Source organism: Leptospira weilii serovar Ranarum str. ICFT (assembly GCF_000332415.1).
Classification (GTDB): domain Bacteria; phylum Spirochaetota; class Leptospiria; order Leptospirales; family Leptospiraceae; genus Leptospira; species Leptospira weilii_A.
In genome coordinates, this window is record NZ_AOHC02000057.1 from 1 (window position 1) to 18,791 (window position 18,791).

The 18,791-nt window shown below is 41.9% G+C and carries 16 protein-coding genes and 3 pseudogenes; 4 read left to right on the top strand and 15 right to left on the bottom strand.

Going from position 1 to position 18,791, the window contains the following annotated elements; translation table 11 throughout:
• Positions 1 to 14: 14 nt before the first annotated feature.
• Both LEP1GSC060_RS18380 and LEP1GSC060_RS20190 read left to right on the top strand, forming a co-directional pair.
• Positions 15 to 1,516 (top strand): annotated as a pseudogene (locus LEP1GSC060_RS18380) (DUF1561 family protein); the annotation flags it as partial.
• 257 nt (positions 1,517 to 1,773) lie between these two features.
• Positions 1,774 to 1,884, top strand: a pseudogene (locus LEP1GSC060_RS20190) (IS110 family transposase); the annotation flags it as partial.
• 272 nt (positions 1,885 to 2,156) lie between these two features.
• Here LEP1GSC060_RS20190 and LEP1GSC060_RS18385 read toward each other — a convergent pair.
• The 6 genes and pseudogenes from LEP1GSC060_RS18385 to LEP1GSC060_RS18410 all read right to left on the bottom strand — a co-directional run bounded on the left by LEP1GSC060_RS18385 (position 2,157) and on the right by LEP1GSC060_RS18410 (position 7,475).
• The gene (locus LEP1GSC060_RS18385; RefSeq protein WP_036097161.1) at positions 2,157 to 2,345 is read right to left on the bottom strand and encodes a hypothetical protein; all 189 of its coding nucleotides are present in this window, start codon (positions 2,343 to 2,345) and stop codon (positions 2,157 to 2,159) included.
• 143 nt (positions 2,346 to 2,488) lie between these two features.
• A pseudogene (locus tag LEP1GSC060_RS18390) lies at positions 2,489 to 3,596 on the bottom strand (hypothetical protein).
• The gene (locus tag LEP1GSC060_RS18395; RefSeq protein ID WP_003010874.1) at positions 3,593 to 4,384 is read right to left on the bottom strand and encodes a pentapeptide repeat-containing protein; all 792 of its coding nucleotides are present in this window, start codon (positions 4,382 to 4,384) and stop codon (positions 3,593 to 3,595) included. Before LEP1GSC060_RS18395 ends, LEP1GSC060_RS18390 begins: the two are co-directional and overlap by 4 nt.
• Positions 4,385 to 4,442: 58 nt before the next feature.
• The gene (gene rpmE / locus LEP1GSC060_RS18400; RefSeq protein WP_002152427.1) at positions 4,443 to 4,646 is read right to left on the bottom strand and encodes a 50S ribosomal protein L31; all 204 of its coding nucleotides are present in this window, start codon (positions 4,644 to 4,646) and stop codon (positions 4,443 to 4,445) included.
• A gap of 20 nt (positions 4,647 to 4,666) precedes the next feature.
• Positions 4,667 to 6,127 carry a transcription termination factor Rho gene (gene rho, locus LEP1GSC060_RS18405; protein WP_003010843.1) on the bottom strand — a complete coding sequence of 487 codons (1,461 nt, stop codon included), beginning with the start codon at positions 6,125 to 6,127 and terminating at the stop codon, positions 4,667 to 4,669.
• Between the two features lie 145 nt (positions 6,128 to 6,272).
• Positions 6,273 to 7,475 (bottom strand): CBS domain-containing protein, encoded by a 1,203-nt coding sequence (locus LEP1GSC060_RS18410; protein WP_003010851.1) that lies wholly within the window; start codon positions 7,473 to 7,475, stop codon positions 6,273 to 6,275.
• Between the two features lie 188 nt (positions 7,476 to 7,663).
• Between LEP1GSC060_RS18410 and LEP1GSC060_RS18415 the strand changes: the two genes are divergently transcribed.
• Both LEP1GSC060_RS18415 and LEP1GSC060_RS18420 read left to right on the top strand, forming a co-directional pair.
• Complete coding sequence (locus tag LEP1GSC060_RS18415; RefSeq protein ID WP_003010848.1) at positions 7,664 to 11,098, top strand: TPR end-of-group domain-containing protein; 3,435 nt, start codon at positions 7,664 to 7,666, stop codon at positions 11,096 to 11,098.
• Between the two features lie 8 nt (positions 11,099 to 11,106).
• Positions 11,107 to 12,126 carry an LVIVD repeat-containing protein gene (locus LEP1GSC060_RS18420; protein ID WP_003010835.1) on the top strand — a complete coding sequence of 340 codons (1,020 nt, stop codon included), beginning with the start codon at positions 11,107 to 11,109 and terminating at the stop codon, positions 12,124 to 12,126.
• A gap of 261 nt (positions 12,127 to 12,387) precedes the next feature.
• Here LEP1GSC060_RS18420 and LEP1GSC060_RS18430 read toward each other — a convergent pair whose 3' ends face one another.
• The 9 genes from LEP1GSC060_RS18430 to LEP1GSC060_RS18470 all read right to left on the bottom strand — a co-directional run bounded on the left by LEP1GSC060_RS18430 (position 12,388) and on the right by LEP1GSC060_RS18470 (position 18,360).
• On the bottom strand, positions 12,388 to 12,714 hold the full coding sequence (locus tag LEP1GSC060_RS18430; RefSeq protein ID WP_003010864.1) for a helix-turn-helix domain-containing protein: 327 nt from the start codon (positions 12,712 to 12,714) through the stop codon (positions 12,388 to 12,390).
• Positions 12,711 to 13,052: a type II toxin-antitoxin system RelE/ParE family toxin gene (locus LEP1GSC060_RS18435; protein ID WP_036097163.1), complete on the bottom strand. Its 342-nt coding sequence runs from the start codon at positions 13,050 to 13,052 to the stop codon at positions 12,711 to 12,713. The genes LEP1GSC060_RS18430 and LEP1GSC060_RS18435 overlap by 4 nt, the downstream gene beginning before the upstream one ends.
• Positions 13,053 to 13,315: 263 nt before the next feature.
• Positions 13,316 to 14,542: an LL-diaminopimelate aminotransferase gene (locus LEP1GSC060_RS18440; RefSeq protein ID WP_003010859.1), complete on the bottom strand. Its 1,227-nt coding sequence runs from the start codon at positions 14,540 to 14,542 to the stop codon at positions 13,316 to 13,318.
• The gene (locus LEP1GSC060_RS18445) at positions 14,526 to 14,891 is read right to left on the bottom strand and encodes a DUF2203 domain-containing protein (protein ID WP_003010829.1); all 366 of its coding nucleotides are present in this window, start codon (positions 14,889 to 14,891) and stop codon (positions 14,526 to 14,528) included. Before LEP1GSC060_RS18445 ends, LEP1GSC060_RS18440 begins: the two co-directional genes overlap by 17 nt.
• Positions 14,892 to 14,897: 6 nt before the next feature.
• Positions 14,898 to 15,824 carry an aspartate carbamoyltransferase gene (gene pyrB / locus LEP1GSC060_RS18450; protein ID WP_003010845.1) on the bottom strand — a complete coding sequence of 309 codons (927 nt, stop codon included), beginning with the start codon at positions 15,822 to 15,824 and terminating at the stop codon, positions 14,898 to 14,900.
• On the bottom strand, positions 15,814 to 16,890 hold the full coding sequence (locus LEP1GSC060_RS18455; protein ID WP_003010823.1) for a fatty acid desaturase family protein: 1,077 nt from the start codon (positions 16,888 to 16,890) through the stop codon (positions 15,814 to 15,816). Before LEP1GSC060_RS18455 ends, pyrB begins: the two co-directional genes overlap by 11 nt.
• A gap of 145 nt (positions 16,891 to 17,035) precedes the next feature.
• Positions 17,036 to 17,326: a DUF2752 domain-containing protein gene (locus LEP1GSC060_RS18460; RefSeq protein ID WP_003010832.1), complete on the bottom strand. Its 291-nt coding sequence runs from the start codon at positions 17,324 to 17,326 to the stop codon at positions 17,036 to 17,038.
• Between the two features lie 61 nt (positions 17,327 to 17,387).
• Positions 17,388 to 17,729: a TM2 domain-containing protein gene (locus LEP1GSC060_RS18465; RefSeq protein WP_003010826.1), complete on the bottom strand. Its 342-nt coding sequence runs from the start codon at positions 17,727 to 17,729 to the stop codon at positions 17,388 to 17,390.
• A gap of 376 nt (positions 17,730 to 18,105) precedes the next feature.
• Complete coding sequence (locus LEP1GSC060_RS18470) at positions 18,106 to 18,360, bottom strand: hypothetical protein (RefSeq protein WP_036097167.1); 255 nt, start codon at positions 18,358 to 18,360, stop codon at positions 18,106 to 18,108.
• Positions 18,361 to 18,791: the final 431 nt, after the last annotated feature.

The following is an 18,791-nucleotide window of genomic DNA, read 5'->3' on the forward strand; positions in this document are numbered from 1 at the left end:
ACACCTAGTATCGACAAAGATGGATCGTAAAGGATAACGTCCTTTTGGACCGCGGATGGATTTTATCGTTTGAAGGATACGAATTGGTACGGTTATATCTCCAGAAACTCAAAGGATAACTATAACCACACGTTAGACACTTCGATGGAGGATTGGGTTAAGACCGTAGCCACTCCCGGAAACATCAGCGTTCAAACTTCCATAGCTTGGAACTTGGGAAACGATCGTTACTTCATTCATTCGAAAGGCTCGAAGAAAAATACCACACCGATCTACTACAATCCCGAAAGCGGACATCTCGCCGAATACGATCCCGTGAGCGGATCTCTCTATTGTATGTATTCCAACGTAAATAGTTATCAATGGAATTTGGGTCAAATGGGGATTGTGTAGCGACGCGCCTATCAGTAAGAACAATCCCGCTTATTGGAACGTTTCTCTGGAAACCGACGAGGGAGGAATAATCACGGATTACAAGGGGAATGCCCTAAGAGTTACCAGGTATGGATCCAATTGGGGTGTTGCCTATGCGGCTAAACCCTCTTTTTTGAAAAACGATACTACCAACAGTCCTACTTCTCTGTTTACCGTTAATAAGGATTTGCTGAATTGGGTACGTTACACAGCCGGGAATCTTGGAAAAACGGAGCAGTATTGTCCGGCCGGAAATAAGGAAAATGGAATATACAAAAGATCTAAAAGAAGCCTACCGCCCGACTTTCAATTGAGTGAGGCTTGGATTCGAAGACTTTATGACATAGCGCATTCAGCTGCATCAGCGAGCCAGCTACATGGAATCTGCGGCGTTTGTCTGCTTCATAGTTTCCAGATGTTGGCGGAGATTCAGGAGTATCATTCTCAAGGACCTCTTCAGAGTGGCGGTTATTTTTTTGATACGGCTCCGAATACGGATCCTTTTATCTCGTTTGGACAACGTTATCCGTTATTGGACATGTTGCTGACAGACGTTCCTAGAGTGTATCGTATCGACGGTAATACGGCCAGACTGTTAGGATTAGCATCCGCTAGGACTGTATTGCCTCAGTACGACTGGATTCCTTCTAGTGAATCCCTCACTCGGTCCGAGATACAATCTCACATTCGCTCGCTCATAAATTCTCCGCCCGGGAGCGTTTGGTTGGGGATATTGGGGCGGGAGCGTCCGGATGGAAGTATGACGGGGCATTCCGTTCCCATTCTTAGGACCTCTCAGGGGTTAGTGGTAATTCCAACGGCCTTGCTTTCGATGCCACTGGACTATTTCAGACAAACTTTAACCCCGACCACCGATCCGCTCGAGGTAATCAATAGACTGGAAACACCGGATAGGACTCTGACAGTATTTATAACTATACAGTTAGGGCAGGTTTATCACAATACTTTTGACTTCATAATCGCTAACAGAAATTGCACCGGAGAAGGAGAGGACAGAAGAGGTACGGGAGGATATCCAACGAGCGCATCGGTAAATCAGTGTTCGAGGGGGGATAGGTGCGCATTGCCACTGCCGTTTTAATTCGCGATTTAGAATGAAACTATCTTCGACAAACATCGCCGAGGTTCGAGACTTTACCGGGATTCTCAACATCTTTTGAATCAACGTAAGTCTAACAAAGCTCACGATCATAAATTTTGAAATCGTCTCATCTATATTTGATAAAAAGGAAAATATAGATGAGACGAAAGAAGATTTCGGAAGGAAACGATTCGTGAAAATTTCAGGTGCAGTTTTCCCGGATACGGCTTTCCGGCAGTTTACGTCCTTTAATGATAATCATAGCGACTTCTCGCAAAATGAGCGAGGTTCCTTTTTCTAGGATTCGATCAGGGCAACTCTTCGACTCTATGCCCGAAAATGTTTTGAATCGTAAGTTAGCTCAATAGGGTCTTATGTAAAAAAAAAATAGCGGAGGGGCTTGACACAAGACACATACGAGAGAATGAGATCGAGTTAAACGAATGCTCCGGACGAGGTTGGGAATTTTCGTCTCAACACAATAAAATCTGAATATTCAAAAAGAAAAAGCCGAAAGAAAAGTCGAAAAAATAATTTCTTGTTATTTGAGTTCATAAGAATATCTAATTTTTTGAATATGAATACAATTCAAAATCGCAATCGAAGGAAAACCGTTTCTTCGATTGCGGCGAAAACAACGTTAAACGAGAACTACGTCGGCAGGCGTAAGAGATTCGATGTTGTGAGTGAAACCTTCTTTATCGTGAAAAAGAACGGTCAGCTTATCGTTTTCGAAAGAAATTACTTCAACAATCGAATTGGTGTGAACAAAAATCCCGTTGTGAAGAAAAGTACGTTTTATGATTTTAACTTTGTCGCCCGGTTTCATTCTGCCTCTTTGTTTAAATAAAAATCTTTTCCTTCATGAAGAAGAGTAAATAAAAGCTTAAATATTAGCGGTTTATTTATGATTCAAAACCCATCGAAAAATTCGATTCAATTAAATAGAAACAGTATCGATCCGATATAATTTTACAATACAGGCTCTACCGTTAAGAGATTGGGATTTTCATCGTCGGAAATAATTTTAAATGTAGCGCTTCTCGCAGTTTTTTTCCAATCGTCAAGAGTTTGTTTAAGCTTCGTTTTTTGGCCCCACGGCTGTTTCATGGAATTGGTTTCCCCTATAATGTGATAGTTGATATATACGGGAGTATTGAAAACATCGGCAAACTCAATCAGATAAATTACGTGTTTCTCGGAAGAGCTTTCTCTGTCGATTGCACTTTTTAAAATTTGCCCCGTTAGAGTAAAACCGGTTTTTATATCGTGCGGAAGAAATGAGGAATCGCCTTCATCCTTTTGTGTGCTGGCAAAATTTCGAACTTTTGTTTTTATCCAAATAAAACTCGCAATCCAGAATAACGCTACGGAAAATAAAATGAAAAATAGGAAGGGTGAAATAGCAGAAAGAAACGGAAGAAAATCGCCAAGATTGGGACCATGACTTAACGAAACAAAAGTTCCACCTAATGGCAACCGGGTATAAGCATACGTTTTCAGAATTATACAAACTCCCGAAAATGAAAAAGACAGAGCAGCTAAGGTTATTATAATCCGACCTATAAGCGACACTATATTTTGGTCATCGATTTTGCGGAGTACGCCGGAAGGATCTTTAAGTAATATTAATTTTTTATAAAGTTTATTAAAGTAAGCCGAAGGATGGGGTGAATATATTTCGGGAGCGAACAATATTTTTTTATCCGAATCATTCTCTGCATATACTAAAGCGCCTTCATGTAGCCTATCACCAATAAAAATATAAAAACCGAGATTTCCTTTTTCTATAAAATACATTGTCTTACAGTGACTTGCGATCATCACTATAAAAACAAAAACAGGAATTATGAGAAAAATTGGAATCAAGAGATTTTCTCCGGAAGTAAGCCAATGATACAATACTGCCGGCCCATTTTCCTGAAACAGCGCTTTCGTTATAATTTCAAATGTTAGGAACAAATAAATAACTGGAAAAAAAAGCGCTTTTGAAAAAACAAACTTAGATTCGTTGCGTGAAGAACTTTCTAAAAATATAACCAGGAGGTTTTATGATTTTAACCTTGTCCCCCGGTTTCATTCCGCCTCTTTGTTTAAATAAAGATCCTTTCCTTCTTTTTTCATAACGCTAAATAAGTGAATTTGTTTTTGATCCAGGCGGGTTCCGATATCGTAGATCGCGTCCGTAAAATCGGCGCCTTCCACGTTAGCGCCGGCGAGTTTGGCCCAACGAAGATCGGCGCCTCTGAAATTCGCGTTTCTCAGATCCGCGCTGTTTAAAAAAGAACCTCTGAGTTTTGCGCCTTCAAAACTGGCGCCCACAAAGGAAGAATTTTGTAAGAAAGCGTGTCCAAGATTGGCGCCGGAAAAGTCGACTCCATCAAAATTCTGTTTTTCTAATATGATGCTGGAAAGGTCTTCTCCTTTCAGAGAACCTTTTTCTTTGAGAATCTCCAAGGCTTTGCTCGCGGTGATTCTTTTTTCTTTCGGAACCCCCTCCCCGCTTTCATAGTCTTTCACGGCTTGTAAAAGAGCGGCGACCGCGGACTCCGGATAATTCTTTCTGCGTTCCGGAAATTCGAACATCGTTTCGAGGTCGGCTGGAGTTACAGACTTCAGTTGATCGACTGTTTTACCTTTCGCGTATTCCGTCGCCATGGCGAGGGCTACGATTCCAAAACCGCAACCGGTTGTGGTATAACTTGCGTCGGTAACTTGATCGGAAGAATTGATTTTGAGATAGATGCGATAACCGTCCCCGCAACCCACGTTTCTATAATTGGAAACGACGGTCGCGTCTTCCATTTCGCGATAGTTGACCCGATCGTCGTTGATTTGTTTGTACCGTGCGAAGTCCATTACGCTCATGAATTTTCTCCTGCCCGGTGTTTAGACGGCATAAAAAAGAAGAAGAGTCCGCAAACTCTCACTGCATCTTGTATTTTTTCTTGAACTTGTCCACCCTACCCGTCGTATCCACAAGTTTGGATTTTCCGGTAAAAAACGGGTGGCAAGCGGAACAAATTTCGATGTTGATATCGCCGATGGAAGTTCTGGTTTCGTAGACGGTTCCACAGGACGCACAGCTGATTTTGGCCGCTCTATAGTTTGGATGAATTTCGGTTTTCATAAATTCCCTTGTTGACGCGTTTACTGGGTGTTCATGCTGGCTAAAAAGGCGTCGTTGGTTTTAGAAAGCCTCATTTTTTCCAGCAATAGTTCCATGCTTTCCGTGATACTCATAGGAGAAAGTACTTTTCGCAGAACGAACACTTTCTGAAGGACGTCCTTGGTAATCAGAAGTTCTTCCTTACGAGTTCCGGATTTGTTGATATCGATGGCGGGAAAAATCCGTTTGTCGGAAAGTTTCCGATCCAAATGGATTTCCATATTACCGGTTCCTTTGAATTCTTCAAAGATCACCTCGTCCATTTTGGAACCGGTGTCGATCAAAGCGGTGGCGATGATCGTCAAAGATCCGCCTTCTTCAATGTTTCTCGCGGCTCCGAAAAAACGTTTCGGTTTGTGAAGAGCGTTGGAGTCCACACCACCGGAAAGAATTTTACCGGAAGTCGGGATCACCTGGTTATAAGCTCTCGCCAAACGAGTGATCGAATCCAAAAGAATGACCACGTCTTTACCGTGTTCTACGAGACGTTTTGCTTTTTCGATAACCATCTCGGCGACCTGAACGTGTCTTTGCGCGGGTTCGTCGAACGTGGAAGAAACAACTTCACCGCGAACGTGACGAGCCATATCGGTCACTTCTTCCGGACGTTCGTCGATGAGAAGTACGATCAAAGTACATTCGGGATGATTGGATGTAATCGCATTTGCAATATTTTGCATGAGGATCGTCTTACCGGTTCTCGGCGGGGCTACGATCAAAGCCCTCTGACCTTTTCCGATCGGACACATGAGGTCCAAAATTCTCGTATCGAGCATGGACGGATCGTATTCCATCTTGAGTCTTTCGTTCGGATAAAGAGGGGTTAGGTTGTCAAAAAGAGCGCGTTTACCCGCGACATCCGGAGTATAACCGTTGACGGTTTCCACACGGAGCATCGCAAAAAATCGCTCGGATTCTTTCGGAGGACGGATCTGACCTTCCACCGTATCCCCGGTTCGCAGGCCAAAGAGTTTGATCTGAGAAGGAGAAACATAGATATCGTCCGGACCCGGAACGTAGTTGTAATCCGGAGAACGTAAAAACCCGTAACCGTCCGGAAGTTTTTCCATCACTCCGGCCGCATGCACCTGACCGTCTCTTTCGGCTTGTGCTTGGAGAATGGCGAAGATTAAGTTCTGCTTTTTTAAACCGCCGGTGTTCTCTACTCCGAGACCCTTGGCGGCTTCGATCAAATCGGCGATTGCCTTTTTTTTGAGTTCTACGAGATCGATGGGAGCCGGAGTCGGACCATCATAACCGCCTCGTTTGCGTTTGCGGGAACGATGATCTGAATTTTCGGAGGAATCGAAATCCGACGATTCCTGGCTGGCGCCGGCGCTTTCTTCTTCAAACGAATCGCCGGATTCGGAGTCGTTTTGGTGGTTGTGGCTATGATTGGAATGTTGGTGTCTATTTTTACTGTCTCGTCTTGCTGTTGCCATATTAGGAGCTACTTGAGTTTAAAAAAGGGGAAGGATTCGCCTTTTTGAGATTTTATTTTTGAGAATTCAGAGTGGAGAAGAGATCGGTTAGATCGGCTCTAATCATGAGATAACGGATGCAAGCGGGGGTTGTCAACGAAATTATTCAATGGGACTTTCTTTTTTTTGCGGCGGGTTTAGAAGAACTCGTTTTAGAAGAAGATTTTTTTTTGGAAAGAGAATTCCGTTTCCCTGCACTCGGATCCGATTTCTTGGCGGAAACTCGTTTTGAGGCGATTTTTGTAGTTTTAGGATTTTGTTTTTTCAAACCGACGGAGTCCGTATCTTTCGGTTCCGTTGCCGATTTCTCTTCGGAAGAGGCGGTAGAAATCGTCTTCTTACGAGGAATCGGATTTTCTTTAGAAAGGGCGTAACGACTTTGTAAGTCCAAAAATTTGATTCTATTTTGAAGAGTGGTTCTAGGAACTCCTAGTTCCAATGCGGTATGAGAAATATTGTCCTGATTTCTTTTGAGAGAATGAAAGATAAACGAACTTTCCACTTCTTTGAGCATCGTTTCCAAAGGAAACTTTTGAAAGAAAGCGTCTTGAACGGACGGAAATTCCAAACCACTTTCGTCCTGACGACCTAAAACGGCGCGAGGAGTGACGAAGTGATAGAGATATCCCACGATCTTGGAACCCTGTTTGAGTACGATGATTCTCACAGTACACTCGAGTTCGGTCCTATAGGTTTGTAAGGAAAAAGGTAGATTCCCGTCTAATCGCAGTTCGTTGGATTTTAAGTAGTCCGCCAAAAGATTTTTACTCATTTCCTTGAGCAACCGTTCCGCCTGAAGGATCGAGTCCCGAAAGTATTTTTTAGGGAGAATGTTCTGTTCGAACGTTTCGTTGTAAAAGACGGAATTTCCTTCCAAATCCGTAGCGAGCAGCCCGTCGGGAAAATTTTGGAGTATAAGTTCCATAAACCAAAAGCGGGAACTCTGTTCGAGTTCCTGTTTTTTTTCGGGAGAAGGCGTTTCTTCAGGCGGCCTTTGTGCGGCGACAAGTTTGCCTAAACCGGCGAGGAGTTGCACCTTATCCCATTCTTCTTTTTTTTCCCCGGTTTTTGCAAGGACCGGAATCGATTTTTGTCTTTGAAAGTATTGAAAGAAGGATTCCGGCATTGTGGTTTCCAGAAAAGATTCCGGAAGTTGAGAATATTCCCTTTCGGAAGAACTCAAGTCGGCCATTTCCATCTGAATCAGTTTGCGGGATAAAAGCCCGATCAACTCCCCCGACTCGTCCACGACCGGAAGATGGGTTGTCGGTGTGAGAAGAAAGTATTTATAAATGGCTTCTATTTTCATGTAGAACGTTTTTTTCCAAATGCCGATTTTACGTCAGAATACTTTTATTTTCCGGTCCTCAAGAAAATTCTTCTCTTTTTTGGCGCGTGACAACGTTAAAACGCAAGGGAGGAGTCGGGTAAAAAGTGATACGACTTTTTTGGAGTAATCTGTTATCCTACCGAACACTTTAGACAAAACGACTTTTTATGATTTTTAAACCGACAGATTTCCGTAAAGAAACAATTCCCAAATATTATACACACTACTTGGAAAGATTACAGAACTACGACTTTGAAGGGGCGATGAATCTCCTGGAAGAAATTTTCAAAGACGAGCGAAATCAAAAGAAAAAGGAAAACCCGCACGAAAAGCGCGGAGAAAAGGATCGTAGTCTTTATGAATCGTTTCAAGAAATGATTCGGCAGTTTCATTTTGCGGAGTCGTTGACCGACAGAGTCGATCGGATCTTGAAATTATTGGAAGAAAGTCTAACGGGGGAAAATCTACGATCTCATCGATTCAAACCGTTCAACGGATTTCTTTTTAAAATGTCCGATGATGAATTTTGTAGTGCGTCTTTGGATTCGATTCATTTCGATTCGGAAAGCGGAAAAACTTCCCGTGTGTTCGGACTCAATCACGAAATCATCCGAGACGCCGATTCGTATCCTTCCGGAGAAAGTGCGGAAGACGAAGAAGAAACAAACTCCGACGTTTATGATTTTATTTACGCCCTGGAAGAAGGGGAATATTCGATTTCCTATTTGGGAGAAACGATCGAAGGAAAAGATCTTCACGTTCATATCAAACTTCTTCTTTTTGCAAAGATGATCCGTGAAATTTTCAAGGAACTTTTGTTAAACGAACGGTTTGCGAAATTCCCGAAAACGTTTCCGTTTTACGCGCTCATCAACTCGGAAGATTGTTACGATTATACACAGGAAAAGTTTCTTCTCGAAATTTTTCCTCCGCTCGAATTAGAATCGTTTCGGGAAAATCCGCATTTCACGTTGTATGAAACATCATCGCATGTTGAAAATTATTTTTCCGTAATCGAGGATTTTTTATTTTTTGTCGAATTTTTAAACCGACCGAATTCGAAGGAATTTCAGAACCTGCTTGGGATCGCGGATTCAAATCCGAAATTGAAAACCTTTTTGGAACGAGCCGCCCTTGATTCACTCCGTTCGAACAACGACGAAGATTTCTCCGATTCGGAATTTGAGGAGGATTTAGACGACGAGAAATTTTCGGACGATAATAAATCACTTAATAAAAAGATAAAGTCTTTTACTCCTCAGGAGTTCGTATCCTTCTTTTGGAAACTGGCGGAGAAAAATCCGTCCCATTTGGAAACCACACTGAACGTTCAAAATGAGTTTTTTTTACTTCCCCCTCCCGAGCCGACGGATTTATACGAGGACGCAATTCCAAACATTCAAAATTTCTCATATAACTTGTTACAATCCTTTCTGGAAATTCCGGATAACCGCAGGGAAAAATTTCGTCCCACGTTTGAAAACGCGCTGGATCGAATGAAAACCCTTCCACATCCCGCGTTTAAAATTTGCGCCATGGAAATCGAAACCCGTCTGAAATCGAATGTGTTCGAGGATGAAAACCCTCTCTATTTAAATCCTCCGGAAGAATTGATCGATCTCATGATAGAACTGATTCGTTGTATGCCCGAAGAGTTCCCTTGGTTCGGAAAATCCTGGGATTTTATCTTCGAAGACCGGCTTCTTCCCTTGGGAAAAAAAGCCAAAAGGGCGGTTCCTGCCGTGATCGAAGTGATGGAAAGATACGACTACGAGGACGCGACCCGCAATCTGGCTCCGGTTTTGTACGAGATCGGTTGTGAAGACATTCCTCCTCTCGTTCACGAGCTGCACAAAGAAAACGAATTTTACATGGAAGAATTTTACGACCGATGGTCCGGACAAGCTCCCGCGATTCGTTGGTCTCATTTTTCGGATCGATTTCAACATTTCCCGGAAGACTTTGCGCGTTCGCAGACCTGGGAGGATCTTCTTTACGACAGCGAACCCGGATTTTTGTTATATTATGAAAACATTAAAAAGGAAACTCGTATCTTTCCTTTGCTTTTGACGGCGTTAAAAAACGATCCGAAGGACGTTTTAAAACGATTCGCACTTTTTTATTCCGATAAAATCGGAAAGGCGGCAAAAAAAAATCGGGAACAATTTTTTCAAATCGTCTCCGATATGACGGAGTTGCTGAATCTTCTCAAGCCGCATATGAAATTGAACCGGGAACAGAAATTCGCGCTGGAATGCGGTATTTCCGCAAAAGCGATCGAATCGTTTTTATACGAAAAACCGGATACGTTGGATCTTTTGGATCGAACGTTATCCGAAATTCCTCAAAATCATTTATTATTCTTTTTGAAAGTGAATTTTTTGGAAAAGAAAAAAGGAATCAAACGAGCCATGGAAGAGTTGAGGCTCGTTCTTCCGATTCTGTGGGAAGAGGATCTTGTCATGACAAAGGCGTTTTTTTTGTATCTGTTGTTTCCCGATCAAAATTGGGAGCGGATTTCCTTCGGAAAATTGTACACCTTTTACAAAAAAGCGCAAACGGCATTTCAAGATCGTTTTTTTGCGGACGGAAAGTTTGTCGCCGATTTAAACTCTTTTAAAACGGACCTGTTTTCGGATATTTTAAAAAAGGAATATTCAAAAATTGAAATAGAACTCCAAAAAACGCGGATTCAAAATCAAACGCAAGAATACGAAACTCTGGAAAAATTGGATTCTCTTCCCGAAAACGAATTGGTTTTCTTTTTAAAACCCGGAAACTTATCCCTCAATCTTTCGATCGCTTCCAAACTTCTTAAAAATTCCCAAAATTTTTCCAAGGAACTTTTACAACTTTTGGATTGGGAAACGGAAGTAACTTCCGTCTTTCCAATTCTAAAATTGTATTATCAAAACCCGGTTTTAAAGGAAGAACTCTTTCAAAATCCGATTTTTCAAAAACACCTCGCATTCTTTATCAAGGAATACAAAGACGTTTCGCCCAAGGAACTCGCAAAATCCGTCTTTTCCAAACTTAAGGAAATTCAAAATTCTTCCGCAATCGTGGAAGCGGTTAAGGGTTTGGATCCGGGTACGATCGTACATTGTTTTCTTTCCGTTTATTGGGCTTTTCAAAACGAAAATAAATTGAACGAGCTGGAATCGATTACGGATCAAATTCTAAAAAAATCGGATTTTAAAAAACCGGAATACGTTTTGATCGCCGCGAATTTGGGAGTTTTGCAGACGGAAATCGGAGATTTAAACAAGGCGAAACAAACATTCGATTCCCTCTTTTCGATGGACTGGAGCCGTTTCGATTATCAAAAGGACGAGACCTCGAGTTTTATGGAAAAAATCCTCGGAGGAGATTTGGACGAATCATATTCCAAAATCTTTAAGAAGTATTTCGCTCTCGCCAAGTTCAACGCCGCCTGTTTGTATTCGAGACTGGGGGACGCGGAAACGTGCGTTTCTTACTTGAAAGAAACGATCCGTCTCGACCCGGACGTTTACGACAAACAAAAGATCCTTTCCGAAAAGGATTTTTCATACGTTGTAAGCCGCGAGATATATCAGGAATTTCTAAACTCTTTGAACTAAGGACCAATATGCCGCGTTTTCATTTGGAACTTTTAAAAAGAATCGCCCTAAAAGGAGCCGATCGATTTGTCATCCACAAAGATCATGCGTTCGTATGCGACTTGTACGGAAAAACCGGGAAAATTCATATTATAAATCTTGAAAATCCGGAAGAACCGGATCTCGTCCGTTCCGTTCGGTTTCAAAACGCGATCGGAAACGTTTTTGTCCAAGACAACACGTTGTATGCAACCGAAAACAAAAGAGCGATCCACAAATTCGACCTGGGAGACGTTTCCGATCCTCAACTCGTCGATTCCTTCGTTTTGTTAGGTTACGATCTTTACGACATGGGGATGATCGGCGATTACGCGTTTCTTGCGATGAACCGGGAAGGAATCGGTATCGTTGATCTGAATTTGCCGGACGAAATCCAACCCGTTCAAAAACAAAAAATCGAAAATGGATCCGTGGAACGTCTGGTTCCGTTCGGTGAATACTTGTTATTTACGAACGGTTCAGACCCGTTTTTATACTTCGTAAACGGCTCCCTAAATATCGTTGAAAAGAGGGAATTTGCGGATTTTAATCCTTCCAAAGTTTTTTGCGGCCGGGACGAAGTCGTTTTGTACGGTAAATTCAAAAAGGGAAAAAAGGAAATCAACGCAATTTCCATTTTGGACGCCACCTTTCAACCGTTAGGCGATCCCATCCGATTGGAACGTTCTCCGAATCTTTGTTTTTTTCTCTCCGACGGTAACATTCTTTTGGGTTTCGATTATTCGTACGTTCTTTTGGATAAAACACAACGTTCGATCGTTCCTTTATTTGCGCAGTTCGAACAAAACGACTCGAAGGATTACGTTGAAATTTCTAACGATTCGAATCGAAACGTTTCGGACGAGAGTTACGATGAAAATACCAAACGTGTTCGTATGGATTCTTTGAAATGCGCCGTTAAACAAGGAAGCTTTTTTTTCGCAATCCACGGCGACGATTTTATTTCCTTTCGAATCGGCGACGATTCCTTGTTTCAAAAGATTATTTAAATTGAATACGATGATTAAGTTCCTACGATTTTATAAATTCTTTTACGTTCAAAATACGAAAGAAACGCAGGAAAAATTTTTTCCGCAAAAAGTTAGGTTATCTCAAGAAGCTTACACGCAAAGGGACGATGAGATTCGGTTGTCTTTAAACTCCAAAACGAAATCGAGCCATGTGGCGAAAATCGTAATGAAGCCCGAGCGGGAACCGCGAATGACGTGAGGGAACAAGGAATCGAAGTTATACGAAGGTCTAACATGGTATTAAGACTTAAGAATTAATATATCTTTTTGTTTCGTTTTACTTTTCGATTTTGAAATAGCTCTAATTTCAATACTCATACCTAAAGCCTGAACATAATCCACTAAAGTTGACAATTTAAGATCTGACCTACTTTCAATTCTCGAAATACTCGTCTGTGCAAACCCGGGAATTTCTGTTTGTTTCAATCCCACTCCTTTTCGCAAATCAGCTAGTTTAAGTTTTAAAAGAATATTATCCGCTTTTTTATTAGCTTTTTTGATACTTTCAGGACTCATTAACTTATTGGCTTCGGAAAAGAAATCAGAATATTGTTTTTTTACTTTCATTGTAAGTCTCCTAAATACCTCTTATAAATTTTCTCCGCTAAAGGGATTAACTTTTCGTAAAATTTTTTATCACCTTGCTTATTGCCGCCGATCAATAATAATGCGCTTCTATTTGGATCGAATACAAATGCTATTCTAAACGGTCTTCCCTTACTTTGGACTCTCAATTCTTTAAGATTATTTATTTTACTATTTTTTAAACTATCCACATAAGGTCTACCAAGTGAGGGACCTTTTTCATTTAAAACCTTTAAAATTGCATACACGTCCATTTGTGCATCCGCATCAATATTCTTAAACCAATCTCCGAACTCTCGAGATTGAATAATTTTCCACATTTAAGTTAATATGTCATATAATGCATATGCCGTCTATAACATTTCATACTTGTTATATCTTATTTTTCAATTCCTGTTTTAAAAATAATTTTGCCGGACTTTCGCCTAACGAAAGAAGCTTCTCGATGTTTGGTTCCCAGAACACTTACACGCAAAGGGACGATGAGATTCGCTTGTCTTTAAACTTCAAAACGAAATCGAGCCATGTGGCGAAGATCGTAATGAGCAACATTGAGTTTCAAGCGCCGGATTCACCCGCGCGCTTAAAGCGTTGCAATTCTTGCGATCGCCTCTTCGACGTCTTCTTTTTTGCCGAACGCGCTGAGACGAAAGTAACCTTCTCCCGCGGGACCGAAACCGGAACCCGGAGTTCCGACCACCTGCGCCTTATCCAAAAGTTTGTCGAAGAAATCCCAAGAAGAAAGATTGTCCGAAGTTTTCAACCAGATGTAAGGAGCGTTAACTCCACCGAAAACTTCGTAACCCGCTTTTTTCAAACCTTCTCGAATTTTGGCCGCGTTGGACATATAATACGAAACGGATTCTTGAATTTCTTTTCTTCCTTGCGGGGAATAACAAGCCTCGGCGCCTTTTTGAGTTACGTAAGAAACTCCGTTGAATTTCGTGGTATGTCTTCGGCTCCAAAGAGAATGGATGCTGACCTCTTCTCCGCCGCGAGTTCTACCTTTGAGTTCTTTAGGAATTACTATATAAGCACAACGTAATCCTGTAAAACCCGCGGTTTTGGAAAAAGAACGAAACTCGATCGCGACTTCCTTTGCGCCTTCCACTTCGTAGATAGAACGCGGAACTCCGGGCTCGCTGATAAACGCTTCGTACGCCGAGTCATACAAAATGATCGAATTGTTTTTTTTGGCGTATGCGACCCAAGCCTCTAGGGATGCTTTTGTGGTTACGGTTCCGGTCGGGTTGTTCGGATAACAAAGATAGATGATATCCGCTTTTTCTTTGGGAATCGGAGGTTGAAATCCGTTTTCTTTCGTAGCGGGCATGTAGATCAGATTGGAATATCTTCCATCGGGACCGATCTCTCCGGTTCTTCCGGCCATCACGTTCGTATCCACATAAACGGGATATACGGGGTCGGCCACCGCGATTTTCGAATCGGTAGAAAAGATTTCTTGAATATTCCCACAATCGCATTTAGATCCGTCGGATACGAAAATCTCGCTCTCGTCGATTTTGATTCCGAGCGACGCGTAATCGTTGTCCGCGATCGACTTTAGCAAAAATGAATATCCTTGTTCCGGTCCGTATCCGTGAAAACCCCCGGAGGTTCCCATCTCCTTAGAAGCCTCGACCATTGCGTTCACGACGGAAGGAACGATAGGAAGCGTCACGTCTCCGATTCCCAATCGAATGATTTTTGCGGACGGATTTTTTTCGGAGTAAGTTTTAACTCGTTTTGAAATTTCGGGAAATAAATATCCCGCTTTCAATTTTAAATAATTCTCATTGATGTTCGCCATCTTCTTTTTCCCTATCGATTAATTTTCTTCCGGCAAATCCTTCTTCGTAACCGTGTTCATAAAGAAGGTCGTCCTCTCCGAAGTGCCAGCAATAATATCCGTTTCCATTGTCGAAGTCTATGAGCCAAAGTCCTTTGACTTCGATTCCATATTCTTGAATTTTAGAGGACCATTCGAAGATCGAGTTTCGAACTTCTTCCTCTTTTTTTTCCATTTCGTTTTCGGGAAAAATCTTTTCCCGAAGTTGAACCGTCAGTTCCGATACATAAGAATAGTATTCTTCCGTAATCTCCCTGATTACGGGTAGAATTTTACGAGCCTCTCGGTATGTCCAGAGTTTCCGTTCCAAAGAAGTTTAGAAATCCTGTCCCAGACAAAGACAAAGAAGAGTCATTCGGCTTACGACTCCGTATCTCGCTTGTCTGAAATACGCCGCGTTGGGCAGATCGTCCACGTCCGTGGAAAGTTCGTTCACCCTCGGAAGCGGATGTAGGATCGTCGTTTCCTTCTTGGATGCAAGAATCAATTCTTTGTTGATCTTAAAAAGATCCTTGAGTCTTTCATATTCTTTGTGATCCGGAAATCTTTCCTCTTGGATTCTTGTCACGTAAGCGACGTCGCAATCCCAGACCGCTTTGATATCGGTCGTTTCTTCCAAAGTGAGCGGATAACCCGCCAGATTTTTTTTATAAGAATCGGGTAGTGCGAGTTCCGAAGGGGAAATCAGATAAAGTCGTACCTTATAGTGCCTGAGCAAATTGATAAGCGAATGAATCGTTCTTCCGTATTTCAAATCTCCGATGAAAGCCACCGTCAAACCGTCTAACGTTCCTTTTTCGGAAATGATCGTATAAAGATCCAGAATCGCTTGAGTAGGATGTTGTCCCGCTCCGTCCCCCGCGTTGATGACCGGTATTTTCACCGCGCCCGCGGCGATTCTGGAAGAACCTTCGACGGGATGTCGTATCACGGCGATATCCGCATAGGCTTCTATCATCTTCATGGTGTCATACAACGTTTCCCCTTTGGAGATCGAAGAGAATTGAAAACCGACGGTGGAGATCACTCTTCCACCCAGACGTTCCATCGCCGCCTCAAAGGAAAGTCTCGTCCTCGTCGACGCTTCGAAAAAAAGAGAAGCCAATAGTTTGCCGGTTAAGATTCCGAAAGCTTTGTTCCGTTCTACAAGACGCTCCATATCCTTGATTTTTCCGATGAGAAAATCGAGATCCGCTTTTGAGAATTGTTCCGTATCCAGGATGTTCTTATGATTATAGGACATTAAGCGACAGAATGTAGAAAAACTCCCTTTTGACAATCAAATTGACTGGGAAGTTTTCGGATTTTTCGGGAAGAGTCAAAAGGCCTTTCAGTTGTAGAAACGCTTGTTTTAGAAGAGGAAGATCCATCCTATCCCGGGAATTCTCGAATTGAATCGGAAGACGGTTCCATGGACAACCCGGAAAATGATGATGCACACGATGATAATTGAAGTTGAGAAACAAAAAGGAAAACGATTTCGGAAGCGATAAGTTAAGGGAAGAATAAACGTTATCCAATTCTTTTCCGTAGTGATACGAATGATCCAAGAAGGAAACGATAAAACCTCTTAGAAACAATACGCTTAACAAAAACCAAAACGAAGAACCGGAAAGATAAAACGCGGTTCCGAACAAAAGAAGAATCCATAAAGAATCGATTCGAAGTTCACGGACGATTTCGGGTTTTTGAATCTGCTTAAAGAAAGCCTTATGAACCGGAAACTTGGAAATGGACCGATCCGCGATCCGAGTCGTAAACGAAAGAGGAAGGCTCAAAAGAAAACCGCACCCGACTTCCAAAAAATACGTTCCTAAAAACAGACGAACGTAGTAAAAAATTTTTTGAACAAAAATCGGACCCGCGTCCGCTTCTATGTATTCGATCCGTTCTCCTTCTGCGCGATTGTATTTATGATGCATCAGATGCGCCGTTTTTACGACCTGATACGGAGTTCCGAAAAGAATACAAAAAATTCTTCCCGAGAGATGACTTTCATTGCGAGAGTTCGAAAAATTTCCGTGCACACATTCGTGGATCAAAGCCCAAATCGTATAAGAAAAGATCGTAGAAAAGAATATTAGAATCGCATAAATTAGATAAACTTCCGCACGCACGGTTTCGAAAAGCGAGAAATCGAAAAGCGGAAAATTCTCGATTTCGACCGAGCTTGAACCGAAAGGATAAAAAATTCCGAGTTCGTTAAAAACCGGAATCCAAAAATAAACACAAAGAAAGAATACGCTTAACAAACAAGCGATCGTTCGGTTCGTTTTTTCGGGAAGATTTCTGCGAGGGCCTTGAGACATCTGCGGTCTGAAAAAGGGATTTTCTCCTTTTTGAAAAGAACCGCAATTTCATGCAATTGAAAATGATCGAATGTTTTGGTCCAAATCGACTTGGTCGTCCGCATTGATTCCAAAATCCGAATCGTTAAAACGATCCAAAAAAAAATTATAGAATACGGAAGATTTTTCGAACAAACCCGAAGCGTTCCACTCCGATTGTCCAAATCAACACGACAAAAACGGACAACGGGAACGTAACGAAAATCATTTTGTTTAAATGGAAAGCGTCTTCGAATCGCAAATGGAGAATGCACCAAAAACCCCGAACCGTACCGCAACCGAAACATTCCCTTTCCAGTAGAATCCTAAAAAGGCAAATCGTATAACGTCCGTTCATATATTCCGAGGGAATATTATAAAATATGAACGTACAAACGGAAACGAAAATCGGTCTCAATTTTTTGGCATCGAAATAAGACGACCTCGCATCGTTCGCATAACGTGAGGTCGTCTCCAGATTAGTTTCTAGTAATTTTATTCCCGTTGGAATCCTTAAAATTTCCCGTGAGAATCATGATCAAATCGATCAAAGCCCACACGCCGCAACCGCCGCCGGTGAACAACATCAAAACCCCTGTCCCGGTCTTTCCGGTATAAAACCTGTGACCTCCTACAACGCCTAAAAAGAAGCATAGTAAGAATGTAGTAAGCCAGTTATCCGATACGTTACCACCGCTCGTCCCCGCACTTCCTTTTTGACGCACCCCGCATTTAGGGCAAATTTCAGCGGCCATCTTAATGACCGAACCACAAGAACCGCAAAAAACCTCGTCGGCTCCTTTTGAAGCTATACTGTTCAAAATCAGTTTCCTCCTAATGCATTAGGAAATCATAAACCGATTTTCAAACGAAGAGGGCTCCTGTCTTTCGAGCGGGAGGACCGATCGAATAAGATTACTGAAGTCACAACATATGATTTTATGAATGCGATAAGAATCAATATCGGTTTCGGTTTCGAATCAAAATCGGATCACAATAATCCAATGCAACACGATCATAATATGAAGAAGAATCCGAGTCCCACCGCTCTATAAAATGAATGTTTTTTGCTTTCATTCCGTTATAATTAAATTGAAGAATAGATCATTGGAGAACAATAACCTCGCCGTGAATCTAAAAACCGGAAAATACTAAGTTGTTAGAATATTCTCCTTTCGGAATCAAGAATGGAGAGAATCAGTATCCGCCGCCCCCGCTGCCGGAACCGCCTCCACCTCCGCAGACTCCAAGGACTCCCAGATACAGGGAGTTGCAGGCGCTCGTTGCGGGGTTCGATGAAGTACAGGACAAATAAACGGTCAACGCTGTTTCACATTTCTTTTTATCGTCCTCTTTTTTTGTCTTGTTTTGGTCCAAACCGTAGTTTGAACAGGACAGGAAAGTCAGAAAGAATGTTAGAATCGAAATTTCTAAAAAAGTAAAAAGTTTCACTTGCATTCTCCTTTTCAAGATCGAAATGATTCTTCTCAAATCATAAAAGGATACCATCGACCCGAAGAAAAGAAATAGAAAAAACAAGTGTGCACAAGTAGTCGTCTCGCTCCGCACTTTTGCTTTTTTATTTTGTTTTACGATCAATCAAGCGCGGGAGTTCCCACGTTTCGAGTGACTAGGGATTAGTGGTTAGGATTTTAAAAAAGTTTTTTAGAAAGATCCGAATTTCGTGTGAGTTCCCACGCTTCGAGTGACTAGGGATTAGTGGCGAGGGATTAGGTTTTTACAAGAATTTTTCCGAAGAATCGTTTCCATAACGTCGAATTTAGTTTTTTTATAATTTTTTTGCAGAAATTCGATCCATTCCGTACTTTCCGGGAACCGTATCCGGTATGGGAACGTTATGGCTACAATCGGATTTTAAATGT